General features: G+C 68.4%; 11 protein-coding genes. 6 read left to right on the top strand and 5 right to left on the bottom strand.

Features of this window, described 5'->3' with window-relative positions; genetic code table 11:
- Positions 1–659, top strand: a 659-nt coding sequence (locus QHF89_RS34355) for an IS3 family transposase (RefSeq protein ID WP_284721281.1), incomplete at its 5' end; no start/stop codon positions are given.
- 263 nt (positions 660–922) lie between these two features.
- On the opposite strand, the gene QHF89_RS34350 is transcribed toward QHF89_RS34355, so the two are convergent.
- Positions 923–2,224 (bottom strand): serine/threonine-protein kinase, encoded by a 1,302-nt coding sequence (locus QHF89_RS34350; protein ID WP_136971790.1) that lies wholly within the window; start codon positions 2,222–2,224, stop codon positions 923–925.
- A gap of 100 nt (positions 2,225–2,324) precedes the next feature.
- A complete protein-coding gene (locus tag QHF89_RS34345; RefSeq protein WP_136971791.1) occupies positions 2,325–3,899 on the bottom strand; it encodes a serine/threonine-protein kinase in 1,575 nt (524 codons plus the stop codon).
- Between the two features lie 156 nt (positions 3,900–4,055).
- Between QHF89_RS34345 and QHF89_RS34340 the strand changes: the two genes are divergently transcribed.
- Positions 4,056–5,285 (top strand): GTPase domain-containing protein, encoded by a 1,230-nt coding sequence (locus tag QHF89_RS34340; protein ID WP_136971792.1) that lies wholly within the window; start codon positions 4,056–4,058, stop codon positions 5,283–5,285.
- A gap of 12 nt (positions 5,286–5,297) precedes the next feature.
- Complete coding sequence (locus QHF89_RS34335; protein WP_136971793.1) at positions 5,298–6,851, top strand: hypothetical protein; 1,554 nt, start codon at positions 5,298–5,300, stop codon at positions 6,849–6,851.
- Positions 6,852–6,980: 129 nt separating this feature from the next.
- Here the strand turns inward: QHF89_RS34335 and QHF89_RS34330 are convergent, their stop codons facing one another.
- Positions 6,981–8,930, bottom strand: coding sequence for a serine/threonine-protein kinase (locus tag QHF89_RS34330; protein WP_136971794.1), 1,950 nt, complete (start codon positions 8,928–8,930; stop codon positions 6,981–6,983).
- A gap of 180 nt (positions 8,931–9,110) precedes the next feature.
- Positions 9,111–10,460, bottom strand: coding sequence for a serine/threonine-protein kinase (locus QHF89_RS34325; RefSeq protein ID WP_136971795.1), 1,350 nt, complete (start codon positions 10,458–10,460; stop codon positions 9,111–9,113).
- Between the two features lie 275 nt (positions 10,461–10,735).
- Between QHF89_RS34325 and QHF89_RS34320 the strand changes: the two genes are divergently transcribed.
- Positions 10,736–11,611, top strand: coding sequence for an ATP-grasp domain-containing protein (locus QHF89_RS34320; RefSeq protein ID WP_136971796.1), 876 nt, complete (start codon positions 10,736–10,738; stop codon positions 11,609–11,611).
- A gap of 28 nt (positions 11,612–11,639) precedes the next feature.
- Here the strand turns inward: QHF89_RS34320 and QHF89_RS34315 are convergent, their stop codons facing one another.
- Complete coding sequence (locus QHF89_RS34315; protein WP_136971797.1) at positions 11,640–14,366, bottom strand: serine/threonine-protein kinase; 2,727 nt, start codon at positions 14,364–14,366, stop codon at positions 11,640–11,642.
- Between the two features lie 32 nt (positions 14,367–14,398).
- Here QHF89_RS34315 and QHF89_RS34310 point away from each other — a divergent pair, with 32 nt between their 5' ends.
- Together QHF89_RS34310 and QHF89_RS34305 are read left to right on the top strand one after the other, a co-directional pair.
- Positions 14,399–15,301 carry a sigma factor-like helix-turn-helix DNA-binding protein gene (locus tag QHF89_RS34310; protein WP_284721280.1) on the top strand — a complete coding sequence of 301 codons (903 nt, stop codon included), beginning with the start codon at positions 14,399–14,401 and terminating at the stop codon, positions 15,299–15,301.
- A 314-nt stretch (positions 15,302–15,615) separates the two neighbouring features.
- On the top strand, positions 15,616–16,245 hold the full coding sequence (locus QHF89_RS34305; RefSeq protein WP_136971799.1) for a hypothetical protein: 630 nt from the start codon (positions 15,616–15,618) through the stop codon (positions 16,243–16,245).
- Positions 16,246–16,271 lie beyond the last annotated feature (26 nt).

Below are 16,271 nucleotides of genomic sequence, written 5' to 3'. Positions count from 1 at the left end.
CCAGGGGCCTCTGCGTGAGCCGCAAGCGTGTCGAGCGGCTCATGCGCGAGCGCGGCCTCGAAGCGCGCAGCAAGCGCCGTTTCCGGCGCACCACGGACTCGAACCACGCGATGCCTATCGCGCCGAACCTGCTCGGTCGCCAATTCGACGCCAAGGCACCGAACGAGGCGTGGGTGACCGACGTGACGTACATCCCGACGGCCGAGGGCTGGCTGTACTTGGCCACGAGCCTCGACCTGTTCTCGCGGCGGGTCGTCGGCTTCGCGATGAGCGAGCAGAACGACCGCGCCCTCGCGCTCGCGGCGCTCGAGCGGGCGCTACGCGCACGCAGGCCGAAGCCGGGGCTTTTGCACCACTCGGATCGCGGCAGCCCCTACGCCAGCGAGGACTACCGGAAGGCGCTGCGAGAGCGCGGCATCGTCGCGAGCATGAGCCGCACCGGCGGCTGCTGGGACAACGCCGTCGCCGAGAGCTTCTTCGCGACCCTCAAGGCCGAGCTGGTCGACGCGATGCGCTTCCCGACCCGGCAAGCCGCGATGGCGTCGATCGGTGACTACCTCGAGAGGCTCTACAACCACGCCCGGCGGCACTCGTACCTGGGGTACTTGAGCCCGGTCGAGTTCGAATTGCGAGCACAAGTGGCCGCGTTTGCGGCATAGTTGGTTTGTCCACGGGAGCGGGGGAAGATCAATGTCGCCAGCAATCAAAATGTACCGACGACTGGACCGAGCCTCGTTCGATTGATCCTACAACGTGGGATGTTAGAGCCGATGGACCTACTCGACGGTTTATGAGATGAGCTCTACTACGAAAGTAGCCTTGACAATCACCGTCAGCGCATGCGTTCCGGAATGCGCCTGCCAGGCAAACGTCGACGCGCGAAGGGGACAGAGACAAACGAGTTCCATGGCTGCTCCCGATCCTACTTCTTCTTCGGGGTCGTGCTCTGCGCCTTCTCGGCGTTCCGCGATTCCTCCCCGACCGTCGGCTCGTCCTTGCATTTCGGCCCCTGCTGCGCCGCGAGCTCCGCCGTCACGCTCGCGATGCCCCGCTCCGCCTTCGCGGGCATCGGCGCCGGTCTCGCCATCCGATCCCCCACCATCACCGCCACCAGAATCAGCGACATGAGCCCGCCGAGCACGTTCAGCGTTTGCGGCCCCCATCGCATCGAGGCCGCCGCTGCGTTCGTCGAGGCCGCTTGGGATCGGACCATCGCTGCCGCCGTCGATCCATCCGGCCGTGAGGGCAACGTCTCGGGGATCCACGACGCGCCCTCCCTCCCGTTCCAGGACTGCGTGATCCGTGGCTCCGGCGGTGGCCAATCTCGTGTCGCACGCCTCGCTTCCCTCGGCGGCCATGACTCCGTCACGCGCGGCGCCGTGCATGCTCGCAGCGCGAGATACAGGTCGAGCCGATCGGCGACGGCGGTGGTCTTCGCGATCCGTTGCTGCCGGTCTTGCTCCAGGCAATACGCGACGAGATCGTCGAGCTCGGCGTCGACGTTCATCACGTAGTCCGAGACGCGCGGCGTCGGACGCAGGCGCAGGCTATGGCCCTCCTTCAGCTCGAGCGGATAGACCGGACGCACGCCCGTCAGCATCTCGAAGAGCACGACGCCGAGCGAATAGACGTCGGTCCGCGCGTCCACGTCGTGCGGCGACGCGAGCTGCTCGGGGCTCATGTAGGCCGGCGTTCCCACGACGCCGTTGCGCTCGGTCACGAGCGTGTCGTCCGCGTTGAGGTCCTTGGCCACGCCGAAATCGAGGACCTTGACGACGAACCCTTCGGTCCCGGGCTCTTGATGCAGGAAGACGTTCGACGGCTTGAGGTCGCGGTGGATGATGTTTTTCGCGTGCGCCGCCGCGAGCGCGCGGGCGATGTCGCGGCCGATCCGCGCCGCCTCCGGTTGCTCGAGGCGCCTCTTTCGGCACAGCCGATCGGCGAGCGTCTCGCCGTGGAGGAGCTGCATCGCGAGGTACGCCTCGCCGGCGTCCGTCTCCGACGCGTCGTGGACCTCGACGACATTCCGATGCGCGATGGCGCCGCAGAGGCGCGCCTCCCGGCACAATCGATGCCGATGGCTCGAGGAGTCGACGCGGAGAACCTTCACTGCGACACGACGAGAGGTCGCGATGTGCTCGGCCTCCCACACGATGCCCATCGCGCCCTCTCCGAGCGGGCGCAACACGCGATACCTGCCTCCGAGTCGGCTCCCGGCGATCATGCACAGGGCGCTAGCAGTGTTTGCTCCGAAAGGACAAGTTCGTAGCAATAATGAACACAGAGATGGGTCGCAGGATTCCCCCAACGATCAGCGCGCTCGCTCAGAGACCTGACGGGGCAAACGTGCCTTTCGTCTTGTTCACGTTCCTGCACCCGACCCGGAGCGTCAGCGTGCACGGCGGCAGCGGCGTGTACGTCGACGTGGGCTTCACAGTCGCAGTCGCCGCCACCCGCGCGGAGGACGACGGCGGGGCCGCGACGGTGGATGCAGGCGTCGCGCTCGGCGCAGCCGTTTGCGTCGAGGCGGGCGTTGGCGTTGGTGTTGGCGTTGGAGCGGGCGGCGGGGCCGCATGGTGCTCCAACGAAGCCGTCGGTCGAGGGAGCGGCGCTTCTGCGGCGGGCGTGACCGTTGGCGCCTGCGTTGTGTTCGTGGGCTCGCTCCCGGGCAACCCGATCACGACGACGAGCACGACGAGCGCGAGCATGGCTGCCGCGCCGAGCCCGAACGACAAGAGCAGGATCGCACGGCCTTGCCTGCGCCGTGGGATCGTCGAGGTGCTCGTCACGGGCTCTTCGCGTACCGTCGGCGGCGCCGTGAGCTCGGCGGCAGGCAGGGGGATTCCCGCCGTCAACGTCGCGCTTCGCCGATGCGCGGAGAGCGACTCCTGCATCTCGCGTCGCCACGGCGGCAGCGGATCGGGCGTGGGCGCGTTCGCCTGCAAGAACGCCGTGCCATCGGGCGTCGCGTCGGGCGCAGCGAGCAGGGGCGACGACGACTGCGAAGGCCGCGGCGCGGAGATCGCTGCGCTCGACGAAGCACGCCAGATGCGGCTCGACTCCACGAGTGGCGTGAGCAGCGCGCCGAGCTCAGCGGCGCTCGCGAAACGCTTGTCGCGGTCTCGTTCGAGGCAACGCATCACGATGTCCTCGAGCTCCGGCGGCACGTCCCGCACCCGCGCCGAAATCGGCGGGATGGGCGCGATCAGCACCTGGCGCACCACATCTTGCAGCGACCCGGTGAAGGGACGAACACCCGCGAGCAGCTCGTAGAGCAGGATCCCGAGCGACCACAGGTCCGTGCGATGGTCGATGTCCGCGCGTACCCCGACCTGCTCGGGGCTCATGTATCCGGGGGAGCCGATCACCATGCCCGTCATGGTCGCTTGCGTCTCTTCGGTCGGGCCGAGGCTCTTCGCGACGCCGAAGTCGAGCACCTTCACCACGAACTCGTCTTCGCCTGCGCCCGGCGCGCGGTGGAGGAAGACGTTCGCGGGCTTCAGATCGCGGTGCATGATCTTCGCCTGATGGGCCGCTTCGAGGGCGTTCGCGATGTCGCGGGCGATCCGCGCGGCGACCTTCGGCTCGATGCGCCGCTTGTTCTTGAGCATGTCGGCGAGCGACTCGCCGGAGAGGAGCTCGAGCGCGAGGAACGGCTCGCCGTCGTCGGTCTCGCCCGCATCGAGCAGGCGCACGATGTTCGGGTGGGACAAGCGCGACGAGAGCCGCACCTCGCGCAGGAAGCGCTGCCGGAGCTCCGTCGTCGACTTCGAGAGCAACTTGATCGCGACCTCGCGGCGCGTGTCGATCTCCTCCGCAGCCCAGACCGTGCCCATCGTGCCTGCGCCGATGGCCCGGACGAGGCGGTACTTCTTTCCGATCGTGCTTCCAGCTTTCATCGTTGGTCAGGACAGATGTGCCGGCAATGCCGCCAATGCGTCGCATGGTAGCGTACCAGGCGAACCGTGTAACAATTCGTGGTAAGATTTCTTGCGTGCTACCATGGCTGCGTGATTTGATGGCACGAGCCAAACCATGTCCGACACGAGGGGCGAATGACGACGGTCTTCATCATCATCGGCATCATCATCACGGCGCTGGTCGTCGTCTTGATCGTCCTCGGCATGCGCGCCTCGAAGCTCACCGAGGAGCTCGAAGCGGCCGAGATGAAGCACCAGTCGCTCGCCGCGGCGAACCGTGAGCTCCAAGCGCAGGCCGCCTCGCTCGACGCCGAGAACAAGAAGAAGATCGGCTGGCTCGACCACATGGAAGAGGAGCTCAACTGGCACAAGGCCGAGCTCGAGAAGCGGCCGAAGATCGACCGCAAGGTCTACCGGATCCTGACGCTCGGCATGAAGGCGACGGGCAAGAGCTCGCTGACGCTGAAGTGGTCGAACCCGCTCGTGGACCTCGGGACGATCGAGGGGACGAAGATCGAGCGGTACGAGCGCACGGTGAGCCACGTGCGGAACAAGGACACGCTCGTCGAGCACGTGTTCGAGGTGCACGACTGGGGCGGCGAGCACATCGTGGACGCGCAGCAAGAGCTCATCATCGAGGAGATTCATGGGCTCTTGATGGTCGTTGATCTCGGCGGCAAGGACGCGCGGCAGGTCGACACGAACCGCATCGGCGAGCAGCTCAACGAGTTCAACCCGCAGGCGCTGAAGTACTTCTTCAGCCCGAAGACGGTGGCGTCGTGCAAGAGCGTGGTGCTCTTCATCAACAAGAGCGACCTCATCCCGGGCTCGCCCTCGCAAGCCGAGGCGCAGGCGAGGGCGCTCTACACGCCGCTCATCGACAGCCTGCGGCAATACGCGACGCAGATCGACGTGAAGGTGCTCGTCGGGTCGGCGAGCTACGGGCACTCGACGCACGTCCTGTTCTCGCACTTCGTCGAGCAAATTCTCCCGAAGTCGGCCTACGACAACCAGCTTTTGCAGCGCATGAAGTCGGAGTTCCGGTCGCGCGCCTCGACGGTCACGCCCGGGATGAATGCGCCGACGTCACAATCGCAGCCGTTGTTCCCGGCGCCGCAGATCCCGCACGCGCAGCCGCCGCCGTCGAATGGGCACCCGCAGATGCCCGCGCCGCAGCATTACGGGCAGGCTCCGCAGCACGCGCCTGCGCCGCAGGCGGTCCCGCCGAGCTTCGGTCAGCGGCCCGGGCCCGGGTTCGCTCCGCCGAAGCTGAATGTCAAGGGGACGATGCCACTCGAGGACATCAACCCGATGGAACTCACGGCGCCACTCGTGAATCGCCAGCCACCTCCGCGGCGGGGTTGAGCGGAGGGGGACATGGACGAGACACACGTGGTGACAGCGGGATATGAGGTCCCGACGTACAAGGTGCCCTACGGGGCGACCTGGTTCCATTTCCTTCACGGGAACGTGCCGGGGCATCAGATCGACTTCATCTACCGGCCCGATGTGCCGCAGGAACCGCTGACGCGGCAGCATTTCAGCCACCTCTCGCGGCTGGTGAAATACATCGAGCCGCGGCACGGGAGCGCGTATGCGTTCGCGATCGGAAACCTGTCGCGCGACGATACGCAATACGAGCCGGGGCACGGGGGGCTCGCGCTGATTTTCGGGCTGCGCATCAAGGGGGCGAAGGATCACGCGGGGAGGCAAGACCCGCCGTTTTGCCATTCGGCGGCGATCGTCGACCGGAACCTCGACGGTCAGGCGATTTACGGGACGGCGGTGCAGTTTTACCAGAAGCTCTTGCCAGACGAGGAGTCGCAGGCGGAGGGGAGCGGCTGGTATCACACGTACGTGCAGCACGCGCAGAACGCGGACGCGCTGTTCCCGTTGCTGAAGGGGTATCTGGCGGATTTCGAGGATCTGCACACGCCGGGGCCGAGCGGTTTGTCGTTCCGGTGGTCGGTGGAGAACTCGACGCCGCCGAAGCGGGTGGTGATCGTGTACCCGGACCGGGTCGATTTCCCGACGCTGGCGTATTGCATGGCGCGGATCGCGAACGTGCTCGTGGAGTCGGACATCAAGTGGACGGCGATCTCGAATGGGCGCGAGCAGGACGTGGTGGGAGGCTTGACGGTGCGATTCGTGCCGCGGCGCGAGGCGACGGCAGAGCCCGCGGACGTGGTGCTGATGTACCTGGAGCAGGTGCCGGAGGATCCGGCGGAGATCGCGGCACAGCTTTTCAATGCGCACGAGGTGCGGATTTCGCAGATGCCGGACCTGCGCATGAACTGGCGGTTCGTCCAGGGGCAGCAGGCGAAGCAGAATGGGACGGGGCACGGCGCGGGGACGGCGACGACGAGCAATGGAGTCGGTTCGGTGAGGCCCGGGCCGATGCCGATGGAGGAGAGGGCACGGCCGTGGGCCCAACCGGCCGAGGCGCCAGCGGCGGCGGAGGATCCGGCGATCAAGACGGCGGGGCTCGGCGGATTGGTGCAGGTGGTGGAGAAGGCGGCGGCGCCAGGATTGGGGTTGCCGCAGCCGGATCTGGCGGCGGAACTGAAGACGAAGCAGCGGAAGCAGCAGTTTTCGACGTTGATCGGGGTGGGGCTGCTGGTGGTGGTGCTCGGGGTGATTGCGGCGGTGTGGATTGGATCGGCGCCGGTGGTGGTGGAGGAGGGGGCGGGGGCGGGGAGTGCGGCGCCGGGGGTGGGGACGGGGAAGCCGGAGGGGACGGGGGTGCCGGCTGCGGCGCCGAGTGTGAAGGTGCAGGATGCGCCGGTGATTTTGGATCAGCCGGTCGGGACGGCATCGGTGAAGCCGGCGGCAACCACGAAAAGTAAGCCACGCGCAACGTCCACTGGCGCGGCGACCAGCCAGCCGACTGCAAAACCAGCGGTTTCGTCCGGACGGCCCAGGCTATTTTAGTCAAAGAGTGGTGGGAGACTCGCGGCGGCGCAGGAAGCCGGTGCAGGTGTTGCTCTTGCACGGGCGATTCCTGATTTCCGCAGTTTCAGCGCGTCCACAAGAGGCTCGCTCTGGAAGCACACTTCAGCCCTACTTGCACTTCTTGAACAGCCCAACCCCCGTGCACTTCTGCTCCGATGCAGGCTTGTTGCCCGTCGTCTTCGGAACTGGCGCCTTGTACGTGGCCGTCGGCGTCGGCGCCTTCGCGACCTGAGGCGCCGTCGTCGCCGCCGCCGGAGCCGTCATCTCCGGAGGAGCCGTCGTCTCCGCAGGAACCGTCGCCGTCGCAGCCACCACGCTCCCCGCCGGCACACTCGTCCCCTCTGGCTGCGCCGTCACCTGCACCGCCACCTCCGCCTTCACCGGAGGCCGCGGCAACTCCTGCCCGACCGTCCCCGCCGCCGCGCTCCTCGCCGCCTCCTGCCCCGCTTCCTTCCCGCTCGCCGCCTCCTCCCCTGCGCCGATCTTCCCCGCATTCACCACCAGCAACCCGACCACCCCGATCGCCGCCGCCACCCCCGCGCCCATCACGCCGAACAGCACACCCTTCCCGCGCTTCTGCCTCCCCGTCGCCACGGCCGGACCCATCAGCGGCATCGGCGGCGCTGGATACCCGCCCGTCCCGTGCGAAAGCGCGCCCGCCGCCGACGTCGTCCCCGCGTGATCCACACGCCCGCCCGCCAACGTCGCCCGGATCTCCGGTGTGATCATCTGCGTCTGCCCGTTCGCCGCTTGCTCCGGCACCGGCGGATCCAGGTGCACCGACGACTGCCGATGCGCCGCGATTGCCTGCTGCATCTCTTCCTTCCACGCGGGCGCTGGAGACGCGATCGGCAGGTTCGGCTGCAAGAACTGCGTCCCCGTCGACGCGTCCTCCCCACGCGCCACCGACGGCGCGGCACGCCGCATGTTCACGAGCATCCGACCCTGGAGCGGCATCGTCGCGGCGAGATCACTCTCGTCGTCGTCGTCCACGCTCGACGCCATCGCCACGCGTGGCGCGGGATTCGGCAACGGCGCGGTCACGTCCATCGGCGTGAGTGTCGGCGCGCGTTCGGGGCGCGACATGGGCGGCGGCGGCGCTGCCTCGACGCCCGTGAACGTCGGCTTGCGCTGCGGGCCCGTCGTTTGTGGGATCGGCTGATCCACGCCCGTGAACGTCGGCTTGCGCGTCATGGGCCGCTGCATCCCCGCGATCGCGAGCAGCGTGCGCGCAAGCTCGTCCGTGCTCGGGAACCGCGCGTCTCGCTTCGCCGCCGTGCAACGCGCCACGACCTCGTCGAACTCCACGGGCACGTCGCGCACCTTGCTCGATGGCGGCGGCACGGGCGTGATCAGGATGTGACGGATCACGTCCTGCACCGAGCCCGTGAACGGACGGCTTCCCGTCAGCATCTCGTAGAGCACGATCCCGATCGACCAGATGTCCGTGCGGTGATCGAGGTCCTTGCGCATGCCCACTTGCTCGGGGCTCATGTACGCGGGCGAGCCCACGGCGGTGCCCGTCTGCGTCGCGACGCTGTCCACCGAGTCGAGGTTTTTGCACACGCCGAAGTCGAGGATCTTCGACACGAACGTGTCCTCGGGCATGCCCGGCTCGCGGTGCAGGAAGATGTTCGCCGGCTTGAGATCACGATGGATGACCAGCGCGGCATGCGCGACCGCGAGCCCACTCGCGACCTCGCCCGCGATGCGCGCCGCGAGCGTCGGCTCGATGCGCCGCTTCTCTTTCAGCAGGTCGCCGAGGGTTTGCCCCTGCAAGAGCTCGAGCACGAGGAAGGGCTCTCCCTGCGGCGTCTCGCCCACGTCGAAGATCTGGACGATGTTCCGGTGCCACAACTTCCCGCACGCCCGCGCCTCACGCAGCAGGCGCTGGCGCAGGTCGTTCGTCAGGTGCTCCTTCTGCTGCGGCAGGATCAACTTGAGCGCGACCTTGCGGTTCATCGCGTGGTCGTACGCCGCCCACACGGCTCCCATCGCGCCTTGACCGATCGCCTGTTCGAGCCGGTACTTGCCGCCGAGGAGATCGCCCGATTTCATGGTCCCGCGAGCATTCCATGGAAGCGAGCGGTGTCACAAGAATTTTGTTCGCGTCCGTGCTCCGCTTACGAACTTTTGCAGATCGTCTGCGGTTCCCGAGACGATGCCGCATTGGTCTGGGTGCGCGTTCAGCCGCAACACATGTTCCTGGTCGGGGAACGATGCGGAATTGCGAGGGATCTACCGAGCCAAACCGAGGATCACGCCCACACCGATGCCAAAGGCCACGAGGGCGCTCACGGCGAGGCCCAGGAGGGGCAAGCGCTTTCGGGTCTGCGACGCCGGAGCCTGGCTCGACCGTACGACGGGCCTCTCCACGTGCTGCACGGAAGGCGGCGGAGGGGGACTCGGTGGAGGGGTCGCACGCAGCGCCTGCTGCGCGAGCACGGCCCGCGTGTCGATCATGAGCGCGGTGCCGCGGGGCCCCGTGATCCGCTTCCCCGATTCTGGCGCGAGGATCGCCGTCCCTGTTTTGCCGACCGGTGGCTTCGGGGCCGACGAGGGCGCCAATGGCATCGTGGTATCCACCGCCGGCGACGCCGTCCACGGCAGCATCGTTGGAATGGGCGCCGGAGCGTGTCTCGCCAAGGGCTCCGTCGCTTCGAGGTTCGCCGGCACCTCCGGGGGCGCCGCGGCGGGCGCGGGAAGCGAAAGGGCGCGCTCTGCGAGACCGACGTGCACCCGCGACCCTTCTTCGGGTCCCACGTAGGCCTGAAGCAGGCGCTCGACCACTGCGGCGGACGCAATCCGTTTGGCGCGGTCACGTTCGAGGCACATGGCCACGACGTCATCGAACCCCGGCTGGATGTGGCGCAGGATCTCCGACACGCGGGGAATGTTGCCGGTCACGACACGAATGAGCAGCTCTTGTCCCCCGCCGGGGAAAGGTCGCGTCCCGGTGAGCATCTCGAAGAGCACCACGCCCAGCGACCAGACATCCGTGCGGGCGTCGAGATCCCGCGCCCCTTTGATGGCCTCCGGGCTCATGTACGCGGGGGACCCGACAGCGCCGCCGACGGCCGTCACGAGGGATTCGTTCACCGCGAGGTTTTTGGCGACCCCGAAATCGAGGACCTTCACGACGAGCCCGTCGCCTCCGGGCTCCTGATGGAGAAACACATTGGCGGGCTTGAGGTCCCGGTGAATCACGTGCACGGCGTGCGCGGCCGCGAGCGCGCGGGCGATGTCGCGCCCGATCTGGGCGGCGAGGGGCTGCTCGAGTCGACGCTTTCGACGAAGCAGATCGGCGAGCGTCTCGCCGGAGAGGAGCTGCATCACGAGGTAGGGCTCGCCCTCGTGTGTCTCCCCGGTGTCGTACATCTCGATGACGTTTCGGTGCGTAATGGATCCGCAAATGCGCGCTTCGCGGAGCAAGCGGTGCCGGAGGTCCTCGGAGGGCCGGGTGAGCAGCTTGATGGCCACGCGCCGCTGGGTGATCTCGTGCAGGGCTTCCCAAACCACGCCCATGGCACCCGCGCCAAGCTGGCGCAGGAGGCGGTACTTGCCCCCGAGTCGATCCCCAATGTTCATCCGGGGCAGCCTACCACCGCGGATCTTTGTGGGACAACTTCCGTGCGTGCTCCCACACGCCGAGCGCGCCAATCATCGACGTGATTTCTGCGCGCATTTCGGCGCGAACGGCGGCGCGTGATGCACGGGCCGGGGACCGATTTTGTCCCCCGATGAGCCTATCCTCTCGCAAACCGTCGATTTTTGCAAGACTGGTTCTTCGTGAAAATGGCCTCACCTTGGCGGACCCGCTGCGCCGACCCATCGCCGTGCGCGGCGTCACCCCGGAGGACTCCATGCGTGACGTCACCCTCCTCTTCGGAAGACCTCATGTCCCCCAGTTCGCCGAAGATCGCTTCGAGATCGATGTGCTCGCTGCCGAGGAGCTCGGCATCGAGTCGTACGCGATCCCGCTCGACCCCGTCGTGAACGGCGAACCGGAGCGCGCATTGCGCCGGCTGCCGAAGCCCCGGTCCCGGACGTGGCTCTACCGCGGATGGATGTTGAGCGAAGACGAATACACCGGTCTGTACGAAGCAATGCAGGACCGCGGCGAGGAGCTCATCGTGGATCCCGAGAGCTTCGCCGAAGCGATGTACATGCCAAACTACATCCCGCTGCTCGGCGATCACACGGCGCCTACGCGTTGGACCGAAGGCGAAGACATCCGGGAAGCGTGGGAGGTGGCCCTGGAACTCGGGCCGCCGCCGTGGGTGGTGAAGGACCACGTGAAATCGGTCAAGGAGCTCTGGCACCGCGCGTGTTTCGTGCCCGAGGGCGCGACGTACGACGATTTCGCCGAGGTCTGCGAGAAGATCCTGGAGCTCCGCGGGGACCGCTTCGAGCGGGGGTTCGTCGTGCGAACGTACCTCGACCTCGCGACGTTGCCCGGCTGGGCGCCAGGACGCCGCCGTGCGACCGACGAGCACCGCCTCGTGTTCTGGGAGGGGCGGCTCGTGGCGCACGCGCCGTATTACGATGTGGAGTCGACGCTGGAAGATCCGGGGCAATTCGCCTATCTGGGGGAGGTCATCGGCTCCCCTTGCTTCACGGCGGACGTGGCCCGGCTCGAACGTGGCGGGTATACGGTGATCGAAATCAATGACGGCGGTTGTTCGGTTTTCCCCGAGCAGATGGATCCGCGCGATTTCTACCGGGCGGTGCTGCGTTGAGCCATCGGAAGGGCCGCCGCGGCTCGCTTCACCGCTGCGCGAGCCACGCCACGATTTCTGCCGTCGGCGCCGCCCAGGCCTCGCCTCCGGCGGCATAGGTCGCTCGGGCCTCTTCCGCGAGCTTTTTCGCGCGGGCGCGGTCGCTGCCCGCCGCAACCAGGGCGCGCGCCAATAAAAGCCGCGTCGACGCGTCCTTGTACGGCCCCTCGGCGCCCGACGCTCGCAACGAAAGTGCCCGCTCGATCAGCGGGATCGCCGCCGTCGGCTCGCCGGTGGCCATGTGCAGCTCGCCAAGCTTTTCCAGCGGCTCGGCGAGATTGGGGTGCGTGGGCCCGAAAGCCTTCTCGTAAATGGCGACCACCCGCGTGAGGCGAGGTCGGGCGTCGGCGAATGCGCGCTCCATCATCCTCACCTCGGCCAGGTTGAGCAGCGTGGTGGCCAGCGCGGGGTGCTCGGGGCCGAGCGCGCGCTCGCGAATGGACAACGCCCGCTCGGCCGCTGCGCGCGCCGCCGGCAGATCATTCAGCCGGACATGGACCTCCACGCTGTTGTTCAGGACCGTCGCGCAGGCGGGGTGATCCGGCCCGAGCATTCCCTCGAACGTCGCGAGCGCGCTCTGGTAGTGGCCGCGCGCCTCGGCATGACGGCCGAGCGCCACCAGCGCGGCGCCGAGGTTGGTCTTCACCTTGGCGGTGTGGAGGTGCTCGTCGCCATGCAGCCGCTGTTCGAGCGAATGGGCGCGCGAGGCGGCTTCGAGCGCCCGGTCGAGCTTGCCCTCCTCGACGTAGACGGTCGCCTCGTTCCCGGCCAGCGCTGCCTCGAACTCCACATCTCCGCCGAGCCGGGCGATCGCCCCCGCGGCGAGCTCCGCCCAACGGTGCGCATCCGCAGGGCGGCCGAGCGGATGTCCCGCAAGGAACACCAGCGACGTCAGCCCATTCGCGGCCTGCCAATCGTGGCGGCCTGCCTCCGCCGCACGGATCGACGCGAGGAACGTCGCCTCGGCCTCCGCGTGCGCGCCCTGGGACTGCTGCACTTTTCCCAGGAGGTCGAGCGCGTCGGCGAGCAGCGGCTGGTGGGCGATCGCCTTGGCCTCCGCGACCACCTCGTCGGCGAGCGCGCGCACGGGCGCGTATTTCGCAGCGTCGTACAGCGCCTTGCCGCGCGCGAGTTGCCCGCGCGTGTGGTCGATGCGCGCGCGCAGCGCGGGATCGTCCGGCGGCGGCAGCGGACCCGAGAGCGCCGCCACGTCGGCGCAGGTGCGCACCGGGGTCATCGCGTTCACGGCCTGCACGGCGCGGCCGACCGTGGCGCCGTCTGCCTCAGAGAAGATATCGACCAGCGCCTTCAGCTCCTTGGCCCGCAGATCGAGGCAGGCCATGCGCAGCGCGAGCACCGACTCCGCCTGCTCGCCGCGCACCCGCGTCGCCTCGCAGGCATCGACATGGCCGGCGACCCACGCCGCCGCCTGGGCGTCGAGCGCGCGCTCCACCTGCCCGAGCGCCACCGGGGCGAACGGCTCCTTGGACGCGCCGAACGCATCGCGCACGGCGGCTCGCCGCGCATCATCCCACACGCCCGCGAGCTTCTCCTCCGCGCCGCGGCAGACGCGCTGCTGCTCGCGCACGATCCAGGCAGGGACGAGGAGGCCGGCGGTGAGGAGAACGCCCGCGAGGACGGCGACTGCGGCGCGGCGGCGGGTGCGCGCGGGGTCGGCTTCGAGCTGCTGGAGCAGCGCCTCCATGGAGGGAAAACGCTCTTCCTGCTGCGGGCGCAGGGCTCGCAGCAGCACGCGCCGCACGTGCTCCGGCACCTCTCCGCCGCTGGGCGGCTCGGCGGGCCCTCGGGCCTTGCTTGCGGCGAGCTCGTCGAGCGTCTTGCCCTCGAAGGCCGAGCGTCGGTACAGCGCCTCGTACAGCGCGACCGCGAAGCTGAACTGGTCCGCGCGCGGGCCCGCCCTTTCGCCGCGGTGCTGCTCCGGGGACATGTAGAGCGGCGTCCCGAGAAGCGCGCCCGTCCGCGTTAGCGGCGTGGCCGTCCCCTCGGCCGTGGCCTTGCCCGAGGCGTCTTCCCCGGTCCAGCCTGCGAGGCCGAAATCACTCACGCGGGCGCGCCCGTCCTTGCCGAGCAGCACGTTGGCGGGCTTGAAATCCCGGTGCACGAGCCCCGCCGCGTGCGCTGCCACGAGCCCTCGCCCTGCTTGCGTGAAGCGCTCCAGGATCTCGCGGGCGGGGTGTGGCCCCTCTTCGAGCCACGCGGAGAGCGGCTGCCCGTCGACGTATTCCATGGCGATGAAGATCTGGCCACCGTGGCTGTCGACGTCGTAGATCGTCACCACGTTCGGATGCGAGAGCCGCGCGGCGATGCGCGCCTCGCGCAAGAGCCTCGCCGACGCGATGTCGGCCCCGACGCGCGCGGTCACCTCGGCGCGCAGGACCTTGAGCGCCACCTTGCGATCGAGCGCTGGATCGTGTGCAGCATACACGATCCCCATGCCGCCTCTGCCGAGCACATCGGCGAGGGTGTAGCGGTCGAGCTGTGCGCCGCGCTCCAGCGGAGCTGCGTCGTTGAAGGCGGGGGGAGGGGAGGCTTCCTCCGCGTCGCTTCCCGGGGTGATGGATGCTCGAGCCGCCGCGATGACCAGCAAACGGCAGGGCTCGCACGCGTCGATGTGGTCGTCGAGCTTGCCGGCCTCGGCCGCGACGAGCCGCCCCTCGACGAACGCGAGGATGGTGTTCTCGGAAGGGTGCTCCATCGGCGTTGCGGGGCTTTGTGTATCATGGCCGCGTGCATCCGGATCCGCTGCCCCCTCTGTCCCGCGCCTTCTGCGGGCGCCTCGCGCCCTCGCTGGCGACGAGGCTCGGCGACGTCGACGCGCTGGAGCTCCGCTTGCGAGCGCTGCTCGAAGAGGCGCGGCGCGCCTTTTCCGACGTTGTGGTGGACGAGGCAGCGTTCGTCGGGCATCTCGCGGAGCGCATCGCGGGCGAGGACGACATCGAAGAGGCGCTCTCCAGCGTGCTCGCCGCCGATCTCCTGCTCGCCTTCGCGTGCCTTGCGGGCGACGCCGCCGCGTTGCGCGAGATCGGCCGGCGTATCGACGTCGAGGCGCACGCCGCGCTCCGGGGGATGGCCGCCGCGTCCGAGCTCGTCGAGGAGGTGCGATCGGTGCTTGGCCACCGGTTGCTCGTGGGCGACGGGGGAGCGCCGAAACTCGCGACGTACGCCGGGCTCGGGCCGCTCCCGGCGTGGATCCGCGTGGCTGCCCTGCGGACGGGGATCAGCCTGCGCAGGCGAGGTCGGCGCGAGGTGCGCGCGGACGAGCGAGCGCTGCTCGCGGCCATGGATCCGACGCTCGATCCGGAGTCGAGGCTCTCGCGCGAGCGCCACGCGGAGGAGCTACGCGAGGCCCTGCGCGAGGCGATGTCGGCGCTTTCGAGCCGCGACCGCAACCTCCTGCGCATGTACTACGCGGAGGGGATCAAGCTCGACAGGCTGGCGATCATGCATCGCGTGAATGCCTCGACGATCTCCCGCTGGATTGCGCGGGCGCGTGAGGAGGTGCTCGAGCGCACGCGCGGCGGGCTCAGCGCGCGCCTGAAGCTCTCCGCCTCGCAGGTCGAGAGCCTGCTCGGCCTGGCCCAATCGCTGGACGTGAGCCTGGAGAGCTTGCTGGGACGATCGGCCGGCTGAGGCCGGGCGAATTTTTTTTCGACCTTCCGTGCAAGAACCGCAGGCGGCTGGCGTCAGGTAGCGCGAAAGGCGAGCGGGGACCGCGTGCGGGCCGTGGGCGAGGTATGCGCCCGCGTGCGCTCGTGGTCCATCCGCGATTCCAGGTGAAACCCATGCGGTCGTTGATCGGTCTTCTTGTGCCCTCGCTCCTCGTTGGATTCCTTCTCGGCGTCAGTGGTTGTTCGGGGGGAGCCGGCGGTACGGGCGGGGAAGGGGGCGAGGGCGGAGGCGCAGGCGAGGGCGGGGGAGCCGGCGCGGGCGGGACCTGTGATCCGATGAAACAAGGCTTCGTTTCGTGTGGCCCCGAGGGGATCGCCATTGCCTGCCAACCGGGGACCTACTGCTCGGATCCCACGACCTTGACCTGCACCGAGGGTTGCTTGTCGAATGTGAACTGCGGCTGCGGCGAGGTGTGCACGGGCGGCTCGTGTGTCGGCGCAAGTGTATGCGGGGACCAGACGTGCACCGGGGGCGAGGACGCCGCCTCCTGCCCGGCCGACTGCGCGTCGAACCCTTGCGGCAACGGGGTATGCGATGCCGGCGAATCGTTCGGGATCTGTCCTGAAGATTGCGCGCCGCCGAACCCTTGCGGCAACGGGGTATGTGATGCTGGCGAATCGTTCGGGACTTGCCCGGAGGATTGCGCGCCGCCGAATCCTTGCGGCAACGGCGTATGTGATGCCGGCGAGACGTCGCAGAGCTGCGCTCAGGATTGCCCGGACCTGAAGCTCGAGTGCTACGATCATTGCGACGTGTACAACTTCTTCATGTGCTTCAACCCGGGCGGGCTCCAGATCTGCTACGACGCGTGCGACGCTGCCAGCGACGCGATGCTGAAGCAATTCAGCGTCTGCGCCGCGTCCGGGGCGGTGTCGTGCGACCCGAGCTGCTTCGACTACCTCTGAGCCTCTGAGCACCTCTTGCGGCGGGC

Source organism: Polyangium sorediatum, assembly GCF_029946465.1.
GTDB lineage: Bacteria > Myxococcota_A > Polyangia > Polyangiales > Polyangiaceae > Polyangium > Polyangium fumosum.
The sequence above is the reverse complement of the archived record's forward strand: the minus strand, read 5'-3'. Positions and strand labels throughout refer to the sequence as shown.

Excerpts from the sequence above, each read along its gene's own strand:
- QHF89_RS34350 (WP_136971790.1), bottom strand. The coding sequence starts at position 2,224 with ATGATCGCCGGGAGCCGACTCGGAGGCAGGTATCGCGTGTTGCGCCCG.
- QHF89_RS34345 (WP_136971791.1), bottom strand. The coding sequence starts at position 3,899 with ATGAAAGCTGGAAGCACGATCGGAAAGAAGTACCGCCTCGTCCGGGCC.
- QHF89_RS34340 (WP_136971792.1), top strand. The coding sequence starts at position 4,056 with ATGACGACGGTCTTCATCATCATCGGCATCATCATCACGGCGCTGGTC.
- QHF89_RS34335 (WP_136971793.1), top strand. The coding sequence starts at position 5,298 with ATGGACGAGACACACGTGGTGACAGCGGGATATGAGGTCCCGACGTAC.
- QHF89_RS34330 (WP_136971794.1), bottom strand. The coding sequence starts at position 8,930 with ATGAAATCGGGCGATCTCCTCGGCGGCAAGTACCGGCTCGAACAGGCG.
- QHF89_RS34325 (WP_136971795.1), bottom strand. The coding sequence starts at position 10,460 with ATGAACATTGGGGATCGACTCGGGGGCAAGTACCGCCTCCTGCGCCAG.
- QHF89_RS34320 (WP_136971796.1), top strand. The coding sequence starts at position 10,736 with ATGCGTGACGTCACCCTCCTCTTCGGAAGACCTCATGTCCCCCAGTTC.
- QHF89_RS34315 (WP_136971797.1), bottom strand. The coding sequence starts at position 14,366 with ATGGAGCACCCTTCCGAGAACACCATCCTCGCGTTCGTCGAGGGGCGG.
- QHF89_RS34305 (WP_136971799.1), top strand. The coding sequence starts at position 15,616 with ATGAAACAAGGCTTCGTTTCGTGTGGCCCCGAGGGGATCGCCATTGCC.